The 13,052-nt window shown below is 61.0% G+C and carries 14 protein-coding genes; 6 read left to right on the top strand and 8 right to left on the bottom strand.

Annotation, left to right across the window (positions count from 1 at the left end):
- Positions 1 to 182 precede the first annotated feature (182 nt).
- The 3 genes from purU to VB780_RS11970 all read left to right on the top strand — a co-directional run bounded on the left by purU (position 183) and on the right by VB780_RS11970 (position 1,653).
- Entirely contained in the window at positions 183 to 1,037 is an 855-nt protein-coding gene (gene purU, locus VB780_RS11980) for a formyltetrahydrofolate deformylase (protein ID WP_323351386.1), read from the top strand.
- A gap of 87 nt (positions 1,038 to 1,124) precedes the next feature.
- On the top strand, positions 1,125 to 1,361 hold the full coding sequence (locus tag VB780_RS11975) for a DUF4160 domain-containing protein (RefSeq protein WP_323351385.1): 237 nt from the start codon (positions 1,125 to 1,127) through the stop codon (positions 1,359 to 1,361).
- Positions 1,342 to 1,653: a DUF2442 domain-containing protein gene (locus VB780_RS11970; RefSeq protein WP_323351384.1), complete on the top strand. Its 312-nt coding sequence runs from the start codon at positions 1,342 to 1,344 to the stop codon at positions 1,651 to 1,653. The genes VB780_RS11975 and VB780_RS11970 overlap by 20 nt, the downstream gene beginning before the upstream one ends.
- A 6-nt stretch (positions 1,654 to 1,659) precedes the next feature.
- Here the strand turns inward: VB780_RS11970 and VB780_RS11965 are convergent, their stop codons facing one another.
- Together VB780_RS11965 and dxr are read right to left on the bottom strand one after the other, a co-directional pair.
- The gene (locus tag VB780_RS11965) at positions 1,660 to 1,860 is read right to left on the bottom strand and encodes a hypothetical protein (RefSeq protein WP_323351383.1); all 201 of its coding nucleotides are present in this window, start codon (positions 1,858 to 1,860) and stop codon (positions 1,660 to 1,662) included.
- 10 nt (positions 1,861 to 1,870) lie between these two features.
- Positions 1,871 to 3,064, bottom strand: coding sequence for a 1-deoxy-D-xylulose-5-phosphate reductoisomerase (dxr, locus tag VB780_RS11960; protein WP_323351382.1), 1,194 nt, complete (start codon positions 3,062 to 3,064; stop codon positions 1,871 to 1,873).
- Positions 3,065 to 3,297: 233 nt separating this feature from the next.
- Between dxr and VB780_RS11955 the strand changes: the two genes are divergently transcribed.
- The gene (locus tag VB780_RS11955; protein ID WP_323351381.1) at positions 3,298 to 3,651 is read left to right on the top strand and encodes a metalloregulator ArsR/SmtB family transcription factor; all 354 of its coding nucleotides are present in this window, start codon (positions 3,298 to 3,300) and stop codon (positions 3,649 to 3,651) included.
- Here the strand turns inward: VB780_RS11955 and mrdA are convergent.
- Positions 3,648 to 5,447 (bottom strand): penicillin-binding protein 2, encoded by a 1,800-nt coding sequence (gene mrdA / locus VB780_RS11950; RefSeq protein ID WP_323351380.1) that lies wholly within the window; start codon positions 5,445 to 5,447, stop codon positions 3,648 to 3,650. The two genes, VB780_RS11955 and mrdA, sit on opposite strands and share 4 nt — an antisense overlap.
- A 128-nt stretch (positions 5,448 to 5,575) precedes the next feature.
- Here mrdA and VB780_RS11945 point away from each other — a divergent pair, with 128 nt between their 5' ends.
- Positions 5,576 to 6,868 (top strand): TAXI family TRAP transporter solute-binding subunit, encoded by a 1,293-nt coding sequence (locus VB780_RS11945; RefSeq protein ID WP_323351379.1) that lies wholly within the window; start codon positions 5,576 to 5,578, stop codon positions 6,866 to 6,868.
- Positions 6,869 to 6,909: 41 nt separating this feature from the next.
- On the opposite strand, the gene VB780_RS11940 is transcribed toward VB780_RS11945, so the two are convergent.
- From VB780_RS11940 to VB780_RS11930, 3 genes are all read right to left on the bottom strand, one after another.
- Positions 6,910 to 9,126: a hypothetical protein gene (locus tag VB780_RS11940; protein ID WP_323351378.1), complete on the bottom strand. Its 2,217-nt coding sequence runs from the start codon at positions 9,124 to 9,126 to the stop codon at positions 6,910 to 6,912.
- A gap of 381 nt (positions 9,127 to 9,507) precedes the next feature.
- A complete protein-coding gene (locus VB780_RS11935; protein ID WP_323351377.1) occupies positions 9,508 to 9,723 on the bottom strand; it encodes a DUF2839 domain-containing protein in 216 nt (71 codons plus the stop codon).
- Positions 9,724 to 9,836: 113 nt separating this feature from the next.
- On the bottom strand, positions 9,837 to 11,369 hold the full coding sequence (locus VB780_RS11930) for an ATP-dependent DNA helicase (protein ID WP_323351376.1): 1,533 nt from the start codon (positions 11,367 to 11,369) through the stop codon (positions 9,837 to 9,839).
- Between the two features lie 178 nt (positions 11,370 to 11,547).
- Between VB780_RS11930 and VB780_RS11925 the strand changes: the two genes are divergently transcribed.
- The gene (locus tag VB780_RS11925; RefSeq protein WP_323351375.1) at positions 11,548 to 12,402 is read left to right on the top strand and encodes a prephenate/arogenate dehydrogenase; all 855 of its coding nucleotides are present in this window, start codon (positions 11,548 to 11,550) and stop codon (positions 12,400 to 12,402) included.
- Between the two features lie 20 nt (positions 12,403 to 12,422).
- On the opposite strand, the gene VB780_RS11920 is transcribed toward VB780_RS11925, so the two are convergent.
- Together VB780_RS11920 and VB780_RS11915 are read right to left on the bottom strand one after the other, a co-directional pair.
- Positions 12,423 to 12,917 carry an ATP-binding protein gene (locus tag VB780_RS11920; RefSeq protein ID WP_323351374.1) on the bottom strand — a complete coding sequence of 165 codons (495 nt, stop codon included), beginning with the start codon at positions 12,915 to 12,917 and terminating at the stop codon, positions 12,423 to 12,425.
- A 24-nt stretch (positions 12,918 to 12,941) separates the two neighbouring features.
- Positions 12,942 to 13,052: transposase (locus tag VB780_RS11915; RefSeq protein WP_323351313.1), on the bottom strand; the 111-nt coding region annotated here is incomplete at its 5' end.

Genomic DNA, 13,052 nt, shown 5'->3' with positions numbered 1-13,052 from the left:
ATGGATGTAGCTGGTAAGCGGTGCTAGCCTAGGGCCGTCCCACGTTTCGTGCATTCCATTGCGGGCTGAATGACATAGATGTGGCTGGTGGGCAATGCCCACCCTACGTCTGCAAAGCAGGCTTTTCGCAATTCCTAAGTTCTCTTCATTTTTCGTTTTTTCTTCTTCTAATCTTTCTCCCCATGGGCTCTCCCACCGCCATTTTGCTGTTTTCTTGCCCAGACCAAAAGGGTCTAGTGGCCAAGATTGCCAACTTTATCTACGCCAACGGCGGCAATATTCTCCACGCCGACCAGCACCGCGACCCTGAAGCAGGGCTGTTTTTATCGCGCATCGAGTGGGAGCTAGAGGGGTTTAACCTGCCCAGGGAGATCATTGGTGCGGCGTTTGGTGCGATCGCCCAACCCCTTGGCGCTACCTGGCAGCTCCACTTCTCCGACGCCGTGCCCCGCCTGTCGATCTGGGTCAGTCACCAAGACCACTGCCTGCTCGACCTGCTCTGGCGACACAAAGCGGGCGAGTTCAAGGCCGAAATTGCGCTCATTGTCAGCAATCACCCCCACCTCAAACCTATCGCCGACCAGTTCGGCATCGCCTTTGAGCACCTGCCCATGACCAAAGACACCAAGGCCGAGCAAGAACAGCGGCAGCTAGAGCTGCTCAAGACCTACAACATTGACCTGGTGGTGCTGGCTAAATATATGCAGGTGCTCAGCTCAGATTTCCTCAGCCAGTACGATCGCGTCATCAACATTCACCACTCGTTTTTGCCCGCTTTTATGGGGGCCAACCCCTACCAGCGCGCCTTTCAGCGGGGAGTCAAAATCATCGGGGCCACTGCCCACTACGTCACCAGCGACCTCGACGAAGGCCCAATCATCGAGCAAGACGTGGTGCGTATCAGCCACCGCGACGACGTGAAGGAACTGATCCGCAAGGGCAAAGATGTGGAGCGCATTGTGCTGGCCCGCGCCGTGCGGCTGCACCTGCAAAACCGCACCTTGGTCTACGGCAACCGCACCGTGGTATTTGCTTAATCAACGCAGCGTCCTGTTGATTATTTAGGCTTCCTAAACTAGGGTTTTGCCTAGCTTTTGGAATTTCTCTCACCCAAAGTATTGCCGATGCCTACCGTGCTTCAGGTCGGGCCTTACAGCTTTATCTTCTTCAGCTCCGATCGCGGTGAACCCGCTCATATTCACGTTAAGCGCGATCGCCAGATCGCCAAATTTTGGCTCAGCCCAGTTACATTAGAGAAAAATCGTGGCTTCAAAGACTACGAACTCAATAAGATTGCCGAAATTGTCGAGGAAAACCAAGACAGTCTTCTAGAGGCCTGGCATGACTACTTTGATCCTTGAAACCGAACCTCTCGCCACCTCCGTAGGTATAGACCATGAAAAACTGGTGGTTGAGTTGGCCGATGGTCGCAGCCTGGCGATTCCCCTAGATTGGTATCCTCGGTTGCTGCATGGGTCTCCCCAAGAAAGAAGCGACTGGCAACTGCTGGGCGATGGCTACGCCATAGAATGGCCGCAGCTAGATGAACATATTGGTACCGAAGGATTGCTGGCTGGCAGGCGCAGTAGCGAAAGTCAGCGATCGCTAGCCCGGTGGTTAGCAGCTCGCCAAGCTCAAATTGTGCCTGGCTAGGCTAACCTAACGATTTTGCCCGCCACTGAGCCAAAGTTGAATTTGATTCCATATGGCGTCGGGGCCGATGCCAAAGAGGAAGTAGAGTGCCAGCAGCAAAAAGGCCACCAGCAGCACCGTTTGAATGGTGTTTTTGATCAGCTTAAACACCCAGCCAAACACCACGATCGCAATCACGATCGCCCCCAGTACAATCAGCAGCTCCACGGGTGCCCTCCTATCCCATTGAAACGACAGTGGCTGAGGTCAACGACTCGCTAACGCTGGTAGCCTCGGCCCTGGCCCACTGGTCGGCAGCGAGAATGTCGGCCAGCACCGGCTGGGTGACGTTGTGGGAGCGGTGGCGATCGCACACCCCCTCAATCACCTTAGGAATTTCTAAGAAATGGATCTTCTCGTCTAAGAATAGCGCCACCGCCTGCTCGTTGGCGGCATTGAGCACAGCGGTCATCGTGCCGCCCGCGCGCCCGGCGGCGTAGGCCAGATCCATACAGGGGTACTTGGCGTGGTCGGGCTCGCGGAAGGTGAGATCGCCCGCTTTGACGAGGTCGAGGGGTTCCCAGTCGGTGTAGATGCGATCGGGCCAGGAGAGAGCGTAGAGCAGCGGCAGGCGCATGTCGGGCCAGCCCAGCTGGGCCAGCACCGACGTGTCTTGCAGCTCAATCAGCGAGTGAATAATGCTCTGGGGATGGATGACGATGTCGATCTGGTCGTAGTCCATGCCAAACAGGTAGTGGGCCTCGATCACCTCTAGACCTTTGTTCATCAGCGTGGCCGAATCCACCGTGATCTTACGGCCCATCGACCAGTTGGGGTGCTTGAGGGCGTCGGCCACCGTCACCTGGGCCAGCTTTTCCACCGGCCAGTCGCGAAAGGCCCCACCCGAAGCGGTCAGCAAAATTCGCCGCAGGCCATCCCTGGGCACCCCCTGGAGGCACTGGAAAATGGCGGAGTGCTCGGAGTCGGCGGGCAGCAGTTTGACGCCGTGCTTTTCGACCAGGGGCAGCACGGCGGGGCCACCGGCAATTAATGTTTCTTTGTTGGCCAGGGCGATGTCTTTGCCCGCCTCGATCGCCGCCAGGGTCGGCAGCAGCCCAGCGCAGCCAACAATGCCTGTCACTACGGCCTCAGCGTCACCGTAGCGAGCCACTTCCATAATGCCGTCGTCGCCCGCCAAAATTTGAGGCATCGGCTCCATGCCTGCCAGGGCATCGCGCAGTTCACCCAGCTTATCGGGGTTGCAGATGGCAACAATCTCGGGCTTAAACTGGCGCACCTGCTGGGCCAGCAGCGCTACATTGTTCCCTGCGGCAATGCCCACCAGGCGAAACTGGTCGGGGTGGTGCTCTAAAATATCGAGGGTCTGGGTACCGATAGACCCAGTTGATCCAAGCAGGGTAATGGCTTTCACAGCAATCCTCAGGGTGGGTGAACGCTATCTTTAAGAATCTCACGGCGGGGGCCATGGCCCAAGGTCTCGGCAAAATCTCGTTGCCTGAAGTTTGCCTAAACCCCACGGGGATCAGGGCTAAGCAATTGACAAGATTTGATGACTGTATCGCTATGGATAACTGCAAAAATACAATAGTTGTTAAGATTACTAAGAATCGTTCGCGCACACCCGAGCCTACCCCCTAAACCCCGATGGATTCTGTAGAACCGGTTTCAGTTGAAGTTGTGCAGCAGGTAGCAGAGTATTTCAGCGTACTCAGCGAGCCGATGCGGCTGCGAATTCTCAATCTGCTGCGAGAGGGTGAAAAATGCGTGCAGGAGCTAGTTGAGGCCACCCAAACCAGCCAGGCCAATGTCTCCAAGCACCTCAAGGTGATGCTCCAGGCCGGCATTCTCAGCCGCCGCACCGAGGGCACCTCCGCTTACTACAGCGTTGCCGACGAGCTGATTTTTGATCTGTGCGGCTTGGTGTGCGATCGCCTCGCCTGCCGCATCGAGGCTCAGGCCAAGCACTTCCGCGACTTTAGCCTGGCTAGCCGCACCTAGGGGGCTGCCGCCGCCGCATTTTGGTCGGCTTTGAAGTAGGCTTCTAAAACCTGTAACACCATGGGAGCCGCCACCTTACCACCGCCGCCACCGGAATGTTCGGCAAAGGCAACCACCACCACTTCGGGATTTTCCATCGGGGCGTAGGCTCCAAACCAGGCGTGGGATAGCCCCGGCGGTGCTTCGGCGGTGCCACTTTTACCCGCCAGGGGAGGCAGGTGGGGCACGTTGAGGCTCTGGCCCGTGCCGCCTGTAATCACCTGCCGCAGCCCCCGGTGGAGGATGTCAACGGTCACATCGCTCAGCTCCAAAGACTCTTTCCAATTGCGGTGCTCTTCATTATCTTTGAGCAGGTGGGGCTTGACGTTGTAGCCGTTATTAGCAGCCACCGCAAACATATTGGCCACCTGCAGGGGAGTAGCCTGCATAAACCCCTGGCCGATCGACATGTTGATGGCGTCGCCAATCACCCAGGGAGTATCCATAGCGTCGCGCTTCCAGGCGTCGTCGGGTACTAAACCAGCGCTCTCTTCGGCTCCCAGCTCAATGCCGGTTTTGCGGCCAAAGCCAAAGCGGCGGGTCATCTCAATCAGGGTGGGGCCACCCAGGCGCATGGCTACCTGATAGAAAAAGGTGTCGCTACTCCAGGCCATCGCCCCGGTAAAGCCCAAGGGGCCAAAGCCCGCTCGGTTCCAGTCGCCAAACTGAATGCCCCCCACCTGAATGTAGGGATAGGTGGGCAGCACAGTACCCGGATCGTATTTGCCCGACTCTATAGCCGCCGCCGTGGTGACAATCTTGAAGGTGCTGGCCGGGGGAAAGGCTTGCAGCGATCGGTTGAGGAACGGGTGATCGGCCCCCTGGAGCTGCTGCCACTGGGCCTCGGTAATGCGGGTGGTGAAAATATTGGGGTCGTAGGTGGGCCAACTGGCCATGGCCAATACAGCACCATTGCGCGGGTCAATGGCGACGATCGCCCCCTCGCGGGTGCCCAGGGCCGCCTCCGCCGCCCGCTGTAGCTCAATGTCGATGGTGAGCTGAATGTCTTTACCGGCCACGGCGGGTTTGTCGCCCAAAATGCTAATAATGCGGCCAGCGCTATCGACCTCGACCTGCTGACCGCCCCAGGCTCCGTGGAGCGTGCTCTCAAAGGCCGACTCGGCCCCCATTTGCCCCACCACATCCCCCAGACGATAGCCCTGCTCGCGGCGAGCCTTGAGCTGCTCGTCGGTGAGTTCGCCCGTATAGCCAATCACGTGGGCGGCCAGATCGCCGTTGGGGTAGTTGCGCACCGCCTCGGCCTCTAGCCGCACCCCCGGCAGCTCGTTGGTGTATTCGGCCAGAGCCGTGGCCTGGGCCGGGCTAATGCCCCGGGCAATGGTAATCGACTCAATCGACTCGTAGCCCGCCTGCTCTAGGCGCTTTTGAATTTCGTCGGGGGGCATGTTGAGCACCTGCGACAGGCGGCTAATCACCATGGGCCACTGGTCACGGGGCAGGGCAATCGGCCAGATTGACACGGTATGCGACAGGCGGCTACCGGCGAGAATTTTGCCGTTGCGGTCAAAAATGGTGCCGCGAGCCGGGCGCTTGGGCACCAGTCGAATGCGGTTGGTGTCGGCCAGCTGACGGTTGCGATCGCCCTCCACCACTTGGAGCTGAAACAGCCGCAGCCCAAAAGCCCCCAGCAGCAGCACTGACACCAGGGCCAGCAAAAATACCGCCTGAAAGTTGCGACCGACGGTGCGACCGCGCAGAGTGTCGGGTACCTGGGGTAAATTTTGGAGTAGAGCCATAGGTGTAAACCCAATCCAATTCCAGAAGTGAGTTTTGCAGTGAAAAAGCGACCAATCCTAGGCTGAACTTGGATTAGGTTCCACAGCAAAATTGGCCAGTCCCCATTTTATATCGGCCCAGGAGATCTATGCAGGGAAAGGTTGTCTTGCCGGTGGTAGTACTCAGCTTGATGGGGGTGGTCGCCTCGACCTTTTTTGTGGTGCGCGAACAGACCCGCACCTACCGCCTGGTGCTGGCCTCGGGCGGTAGCACGGGCGAATACTACGCCTTTAGCCAGGCTCTGGCGACGGTGGTGGCCCGCAACCATCCCACCATCGCCATTGAAGTGCTCGAAACCAACGGCTCCCTGCAAAATATGGATTTGCTTAAAACTGACCAGGCTCAGCTGGCCCTGGTGCAGAGCGATACCCCGGTACAGCCCCCCGTGCGGGCGGTGGCGAGGCTGTTCCCTGAGCTGTTTCACCTGCTGGCGCGGGTCGATGCCGATATTGATGGCGTAGCCGACCTGCGGGGAAAACGGGTGGCGCTCATGCCTGAAGGCAGCGGTTCCTACGCTTTGTTTTGGCCGCTGGTGCAGCACTACGGTCTGACCGCCGACGCCATGACCACTCTACCCATGCCCGTCGATGCGGCGCAGGCGGCCCTGGCCGAAGGGGAGGTCGATGCCCTGTTTCGAGTGATTACCCTGGGCAACCCGGCGGTGGCCAACCTGCTGCAAACCGGCACCATGCGGCTAGTTGCCATCGATCAGGTCGATGCCCTGCGGCTGTCGCTCCCCTACCTCGAAGCCCAGGTGATTCCGAAGGGCACCTACAACGGCGGGCAGCCGATTCCCTCGACCGATCTGCCGGTGGTGGCGGTGAACGCTCTGCTGGTGGCCCACGAGACTCTGCCCCCCAAGGTGGTGCATGCCCTGACCAGCACCCTGCACCAAAACCGCAACGAGCTAGTGGCCCTCTATCCCCGAGCCGCCATGATTCGCCTCGACACCTCCGGGGATTTGGGCCTGCCCCTGCACCCCGGTGCCGAAGACTTTTATCGCCAGGGAGAGCCAGAGTTTTTGGTGGAGTATGCCGAACCCATGGCCCTGCTGCTGTCGGTGGGGGTACTGGGCATCTCGGGGCTGTGGCAGCTGCGATCGTGGCTGCTGGGCAAGCAAAAAAACCGAGCCGACACCTACAATCTAGAAATTTTGGCGCTGATGGAGGCAATCGACCAGGCCCAAACCTTTGAGGAACTGGAGGCCCTGCGGAAAACGCTGTTCGACATTCTCAAACGGGTGGTCACCGATCTCGATGTCGATCGCATCACCAGCGAGTCGTTTGAATCGTTTACCTTTCCCTGGGAGATCGCCAACAACGCCATCTATCACCAGGAGATGCTGCTGCGCGGCGGAGCAGATCCGCCCAGATCAGATTGACCAGCTCGGATAGACGGGAGTGAAGTCTCCTAGAGCAGGGCTCAGTAGCCGGTGTACAGAGCCCCGATCACCAGTACCTCGGTGGCTGGGGCAGAGCGGTGGGGCGAACCCAGGGGCGATCGCGCCAGGGCTTCGGGCTGGGGTTGAACCGACACAGCGGGAGCCTTGGGGGTCGCCGCCTGCGGTTCTCCATCAGGGGCAGCGGCGGGGTCCGGCGCTAGGTCTATGGACAGGGGAGCGGGGGCTGGGGGGGCTACCGGCAGGGGTGCCGGGGGAGCCGCAGGCAGTGGGGTCGGAGCCAAATCCATCGGGGCGGGCTGAACCGCAGGACTTTCTAGGGCTGGGGGCGACGGCAGCGACCTGGGGGCCACGGCCTCAGCCGGAGCCGCCTCGCCGGGGATGGTGTCAATGCGATCGGGCAGGGGCGATGGGGACTGGCGCAGGTCGGAGTTCACGGGCGCAGGGGCCAGGGGCAGGGCCTCTGCCCCTGGGAAGGTAGCCTCTTCGAGAGTCTCGGCAGTCGGATCCTCAGCCGGGGCAGAGATCCCACTGTCAGCGGCTTTGACTTGGGGAGTGGCAGCTCGCTGGAGGGCTCGCAGGCGGGCCTGTTCGGCGGCGGCAATCTCTCCCTGCCAGCCTGCGATCGCAGCTCTAGCCTCCCCGTAGAGGGCACGGCCTGGCTTGATGCCGCTGGCTTCGACGATGGCCTGGGAAAGCTGGCCCCGCTGAGCCAGCGATCGCGCCCGGTTGAGCAAAGGCCGATCTTCCATCACCTGAATGTCGTTGTTCCAGATGTAGATCCAGCCTTGGGCCTCGCTGCGCAGGGCTCGGTGAAGGGCGATGCCGCTGGCGGTCTGAATCGCCTCCTGGAGGCTGTCAAAGGTTTTGGCGCTGGCCAGCTCGTGGGCTTTCACTAACTGGGGACGATCTTCTAAGCGCTCGATCTCCTGCCGCCAGTGGGCCACCATCGTCTGGGCCTGCACCCGGCGGGGATGCCCTAGGGGCACCTGGGTGGCCTGGTCAATGGCCGATTTTAGCGTCTCTTTGGTGCGCACCTGCCCCACGGCCTGGGCGGTTTGCAGGCGGGCCAGCTCGCCCATGTGGCTGCGCCAGCTCACCACGCTTGACTGGGCCTGGGGATAGTAGGGGCTGTCGGCGGGCAGCCGGTTGGCCAGCAGCATGGCCTGGTAGAGCGTTACCAGCTGGTCGGGGGAGGTGCGCCAGGTGGTTAGACTTTTTTGGGCCATTTGGCGGGCCTGGCTGATCCAGATCAGCTCTTGGGCGACTTTGGCCCGGCTGGGGTTGAGGGCGGCGCTGCGGCCCAGGTCGATTGCGGTGTCGAGATCTGAGGCATACCACTTGTCTTGGCCCAGCTTGAGCAGCAGGTCGCTCCAGCGATCGAGGTAGGGCTGCACCTGCTGGCGGGCGTAGGTGCTCTCGTCGATCTGGCTAGCGGTGCGCAGGGCCAAACCCAGGCGATCGCTGCCGCCGGGGGCCGCCGTGGCCACGGCCTCACCCAATAGCTCCTGCGCCCGCTTCTCTAGGCGAATCTGGCGCGACAGAGCCTGCACCTGCCCCACCCGCCAGTGGGAGTTGTTCATCTGGCCCAGGGCCAGCACCTGCTGAGAGGCTGTGGCCCAATCTTTTTGCTGGAGGGCGGTTTGGGCGGTGGCCAGAATAGCTTCGCCCTGATCCCACTCGCCCTGCCAGGTCTGTATGGTCTCCTGGGCAGTGGCAAATACCGGGCTGTCCGCCGGAATGTGGCTCACCAGTTCCTGGGCCTGCGCCATACTGCCGTTGCTGCGCAGCTCCTGCTCGGCGGCCTTGAGCACCACCCACGACCACTGCTCAACGAGCGGCTGTACTTCGTAATAGAGCGGGTGCCCAGCAGTCCAACTGCCTGCTAGGTCGAGGGCGGTTAGCACATCGGGCAGATCCCCTGACTCAGCCGCCACCTGGGCACAAAATAGCTGGGCGCGATCGGTCGTCACCGAGGCCGGATTGTCGCAGTTGGCGGTGGGGGGGAGATTGATCAGCCACAGAAATGCCCCGATCGCCGCACCGCTGGCCGCAAAGCAGCTCAGTAGCGAAATCAGCAGCAGTCGCCACGACTGATTGCCGCTCTTCGGTACGGGCACCAGCACCTCAGACAGCGCCAGCGCCGAGTCATCCCCATCGATCATTAGACTGAAATCTTTGGCAACCCCTTCAACCAGGGGTTCGCCCCGCTGGGGGCCAGACTGCTGTTGACTCAGCATATACCCGTAAGCTCCCGCGCAACCACCTTCCTAACTCTACCTAGAATCTACGGAAGACGGAAAGCCCTGGTTACGATTTCTTAGCGCTAGCGGGAAAATTACCCCGGTTTTGTCTCCAAACCTTGAAATAAACCTCATCCAAGTCCAGAAGTGGAGTTCTGCCTGGGGAAAACCTACAGATCAGCTCCCGAGTTGGACACAGCTCCCAAGCTGGACTTGGTGTAATGCTGAATCCTGCTTGGTTGCCCTAATTCCACTGGGCGAATGCCATGCGCCCCCTACAAATTCACCTGTTGGGAATCGGGGGGGTGTAATTCGGATTTGCTCTAAAACATAGATTTTTGTCGTTGGGGGTGCCGCGTGGACGATTGGTATAAGCCCCTAATCTGCCAGCGTCCACCAGCCTAAGCTGGGGCCAATGAATCGGAGCGTGATCCAAAACGCGATGACCACTATGATCGCCCCCCAGGTGCCTCGGCCAGTCCATTTCACAAACTGCTGCGACTGCTCTTTGGTAATGGGCACCCAGGGCAAAATCGGCTCTGACTGACCGTACTTCTCCCCCAGCTGCTCTTTGCGTCGTTTTGATTCGCCCATGGGTCTACCCTGCCACGTCCTACCTGTCACGTTATTGAGATGGTTGCGATCGCGCTATGCATCGCTTGCTTACTATGACGATAGCGAATTGGGGGACAGTACAAAAGCCCCAGCTAGGGATCCCAGGCGGTGGGCAGCGATCGCGAGCAGGCCGCCGGGCTCAGCGCCTCTAAAATTTGTGCCCCGTAGCTGCGGTAGTGGACGCGGGTGTCGAGCAGGGCCACGGTGCCCCCGTGGAGCCGCGAGGGGGCCACAGCCCGCTGCAGCTCCGTCACCGCCGTGGGGAAGAGGTACAGCCGAAACCAGTCCTGCCGCCGCCGCTTGTGGTAGGCCACCCGCCCCGCCACCATCGGATTTTCTAAGGAGGGCAGGGGCAGCGTCGCAATAATCAGCAGTGCCGGGGGCGGCAGTAGCCCCTGGTGTCGCCGCCAAAACGCCCAGCCGCTGACCAAAATGCCGTTGGCATCGATGGCGGCATTCTCCACCTGCACCCGCGAGCCAAACTCCCCGGCCAGCCTTGCCCCTAGCTGCCCCTTGAGGGGCAAATCATCCAGCAGAATGACCGTGGGGCCGGGGATCTGGGGGCGGCCAACGCTCAGCAAACGGCGAATTTCTTGGTGCAGCACCCCCTGGAACTGGGGGGTATTGGGCAGGGGCAGGTGGGTGGGCAGGTAGAGCTGAATGGCGTCGTTTTGCCGGTTGGGGGTGAACTGCAGGCAGGTCAGATCGCCCAGTCCTAACCGCTGGCGAAAGTTTTCGGCGTCGGCGTCGGGGTCAAGGGCTGCGCCAATCAGCACCACCGGCTGGCGGGGCCACACCGAGGTCATGGCAGTAGCCAGTTCCACCGGGGCGCAGTGCAGCGCCATTTGGCCGCGATCGCGATCAACCGAAAACCACAGCAGGTGGTCGGGCGGGCTGAACCGCTGCCAGAACTTCGCCCACCGGGGCGGCATCGGCCCCTCACCCTGAGGAACGCTGGCGCGGCTAGCGGTCAGCACCTGGTGCAGCCGCTGGAGCTGCTGACTATCGCCCTCTTCGAGTAGGTAGCGGTGGTAGGGGTTGGCCGGGCGCTGAAAGGCCGCGTGGGTCAGGGCCACCTGGGTGTCTTGAATGAGGCTCTGGTGGTCGGGGTAGGCCAGGGCCAGGTGAGTCCAGTCGAGGGTGGCGAGGTCGGCGGTGAGCTGCTGGTGCAGCCACAGTTCGAGGTTGTCGGCATCGTCGATCAGCGTAGGGATGCCGGCGGGGAACTGGGTGCCCCCCTCTAGGCGATCGCCCAGCCAGGCCTCGGGCGTAGTGATCAGCAGCCCGTCGAACCCGTCGCCTGGCCAACCATTGCCCCGCTGCACCGGCTTCCGCAGTCGCAGCTTTTCTTGCAGCCGAGGAATATCGACCATTAGCACCCGCTGAGCCGTGGGGTCGGGGGCCACCACCACTGCCGGGCCGGGCCACAGCATTAGCGCAATCAGGTAGCTTAGGCGATACTCGCCCTGGTAGGCCGACAGACCACCCACCTGCATCAGGGCACTTCGCCGCAGCCGCAGCGCCCGCGCCACCAGCCGCGCCAGCGTCAGGTGATGGGGCCAGCTCGGCTCTCCCCATTCCCGCAGCAGCGCGCGCAGTTGTTGATGTACTTGGGCCTCAATCACAGGGAAAACGCCGCTGCCTTTCGAAAGAATCAGTGGGAACAGTTGACGACCAAAGCAGGCGGAGGGTTGCCCAGCTTAGGCTACAGGCGTCTATTGTCGCATAGATGCCTTGCTGGGGCCGCTGGGTATCCCCCCACCGATATGCTGATAGGGGTTTCTGTGGATAAGGGGTAGGGCTATGGAACGCATTGCCATTGTTGGTTTAGGGCTGATCGGCGGGTCGCTGGGGCTCGATTTGACCCGGTACGGTCATCCTGTTGTCGGCATTGCCCGCCGTGCTGAAACCGCCGAGCAGGCTCTGGCGATGGGGGCCGTTACCGAGGCCGGTACCGATCTGGCTCTGGTGGCGGGGGCCGATGTGGTGTTTATCTGCACCCCGATTGATGCCGTGGTCGCAACGGCTGATGCGATCGCCCCCTACCTATCCGAGGGAGCGGTGGTAACCGATGTAGCCTCGGTGAAGGGGGAACTTGTCCCCAGACTGGAGGCGCTGTGGCCGGGCTTTGTGGGCGGGCACCCAATGGCGGGCAAGGCCGAGGCCGGGCTGGCGGTAGCGGAGGCGGGGTTGTTTCGCGATCGCCCCTATGTGCTCACCCCCACTGTGGCAACGCAGCCGGAAGCTTTGGAGCGGGTGAGGGCGATCGCAACCACCCTCGGGGCCAACCTCTGCCAATGCCACCCCGATCAGCACGATCGCGCCGTCGCCTGGATCTCGCACCTGCCGGTGATGGTGAGCAGCAGCCTGATTTTGGCCTGCCAGGGGGAATCTGACCCGGCTATTCTCTCGATCGCTCAAACCCTTGCCAGCTCAGGTTTTCAAGACACCAGTCGCGTCGGCGGTGGCGTCCCTGACCTCGGCACCCTCATGGCCCGCCACAATCGCACGGCTCTGCTGGATGCCCTGACCCAGTACCAGCATCAGCTAGAGCAACTCAAAACCCTGATTGCCGCCGAAGATTGGGACGCCGTGCACAGCACCCTGACCCAGGCCCAAACCGCCCGCCCCGCCTACCTCAGTCCTGTACCCAGCTAATCTGCCGCTGACCAGGCCTTCTACTTCGGCGGATACACCGGCTCTTTGTCGATTACTACCGGCTCCTGGTACAGCAGTGCGGTAAATGTCACCGTCGAGCCCAGCCCTTCGCCCATGCTGATGAACTGCACCACCCCGCCCATGGCCTCAACCAAGCGCTGGGAAATCGCTAACCCCAGGCCGGTGCCGCCGTACTGGCGGGTGCGATCGCCATCCACCTGGCTAAAGCTTTGAAACAAGCGATCCTGCTTTTCTAACGAAACGCCGATGCCCGTGTCAGCCACGCTAATTTTGGCCAGGCCGGGCCAGGGTTTGCCCTGATATTCCACCTTTTGGGGCTTGACCTCGGCGCTGATGGTGACGCCGCCCTCGTGGGTGAACTTGATGGCGTTGCCTACCAGGTTGATCAGCACCTGAAGCAGGCGCTGGTAGTTGCCGTTGACGGTAATATCGTCGCGGGTGGCGGGCAACAAAATGTCGAAAGCCAAGTGCTTCTCGTCAGCCTGGTGGCGCATAAAGTTTTGGCTCTACCGGGTTGATTATGCAGTTGCAGTAGGAAAATGCCAGCTAATGAGGCAGCGTAATTTGAATCGCTCAAAATTTCTGAACCCGTAGCCAGAGCGTTTGATGAGCTTCAAGCGATTGTTGAT

Source organism: Leptolyngbya sp. CCNP1308 (assembly GCF_034932455.1).
Lineage (GTDB): Bacteria > Cyanobacteriota > Cyanobacteriia > Phormidesmidales > Phormidesmidaceae > Nodosilinea.
This window is presented reverse-complemented; position numbering and strand designations above follow the sequence as displayed.

Bases quoted from the DNA above. Each gene is read 5' to 3' on its own strand.
- VB780_RS11955 (WP_323351381.1), top strand. From the start codon at position 3,298: ATGGATTCTGTAGAACCGGTTTCAGTTGAAGTTGTGCAGCAGGTAGCA.
- VB780_RS11920 (WP_323351374.1), bottom strand. From the start codon at position 12,917: ATGCGCCACCAGGCTGACGAGAAGCACTTGGCTTTCGACATTTTGTTG.
- VB780_RS11945 (WP_323351379.1), top strand. From the start codon at position 5,576: ATGCAGGGAAAGGTTGTCTTGCCGGTGGTAGTACTCAGCTTGATGGGG.
- VB780_RS11925 (WP_323351375.1), top strand. From the start codon at position 11,548: ATGGAACGCATTGCCATTGTTGGTTTAGGGCTGATCGGCGGGTCGCTG.
- mrdA (WP_323351380.1), bottom strand. From the start codon at position 5,447: ATGGCTCTACTCCAAAATTTACCCCAGGTACCCGACACTCTGCGCGGT.
- VB780_RS11975 (WP_323351385.1), top strand. From the start codon at position 1,125: ATGCCTACCGTGCTTCAGGTCGGGCCTTACAGCTTTATCTTCTTCAGC.
- VB780_RS11940 (WP_323351378.1), bottom strand. From the start codon at position 9,126: ATGCTGAGTCAACAGCAGTCTGGCCCCCAGCGGGGCGAACCCCTGGTT.
- VB780_RS11935 (WP_323351377.1), bottom strand. From the start codon at position 9,723: ATGGGCGAATCAAAACGACGCAAAGAGCAGCTGGGGGAGAAGTACGGT.
- VB780_RS11970 (WP_323351384.1), top strand. From the start codon at position 1,342: ATGACTACTTTGATCCTTGAAACCGAACCTCTCGCCACCTCCGTAGGT.
- purU (WP_323351386.1), top strand. From the start codon at position 183: ATGGGCTCTCCCACCGCCATTTTGCTGTTTTCTTGCCCAGACCAAAAG.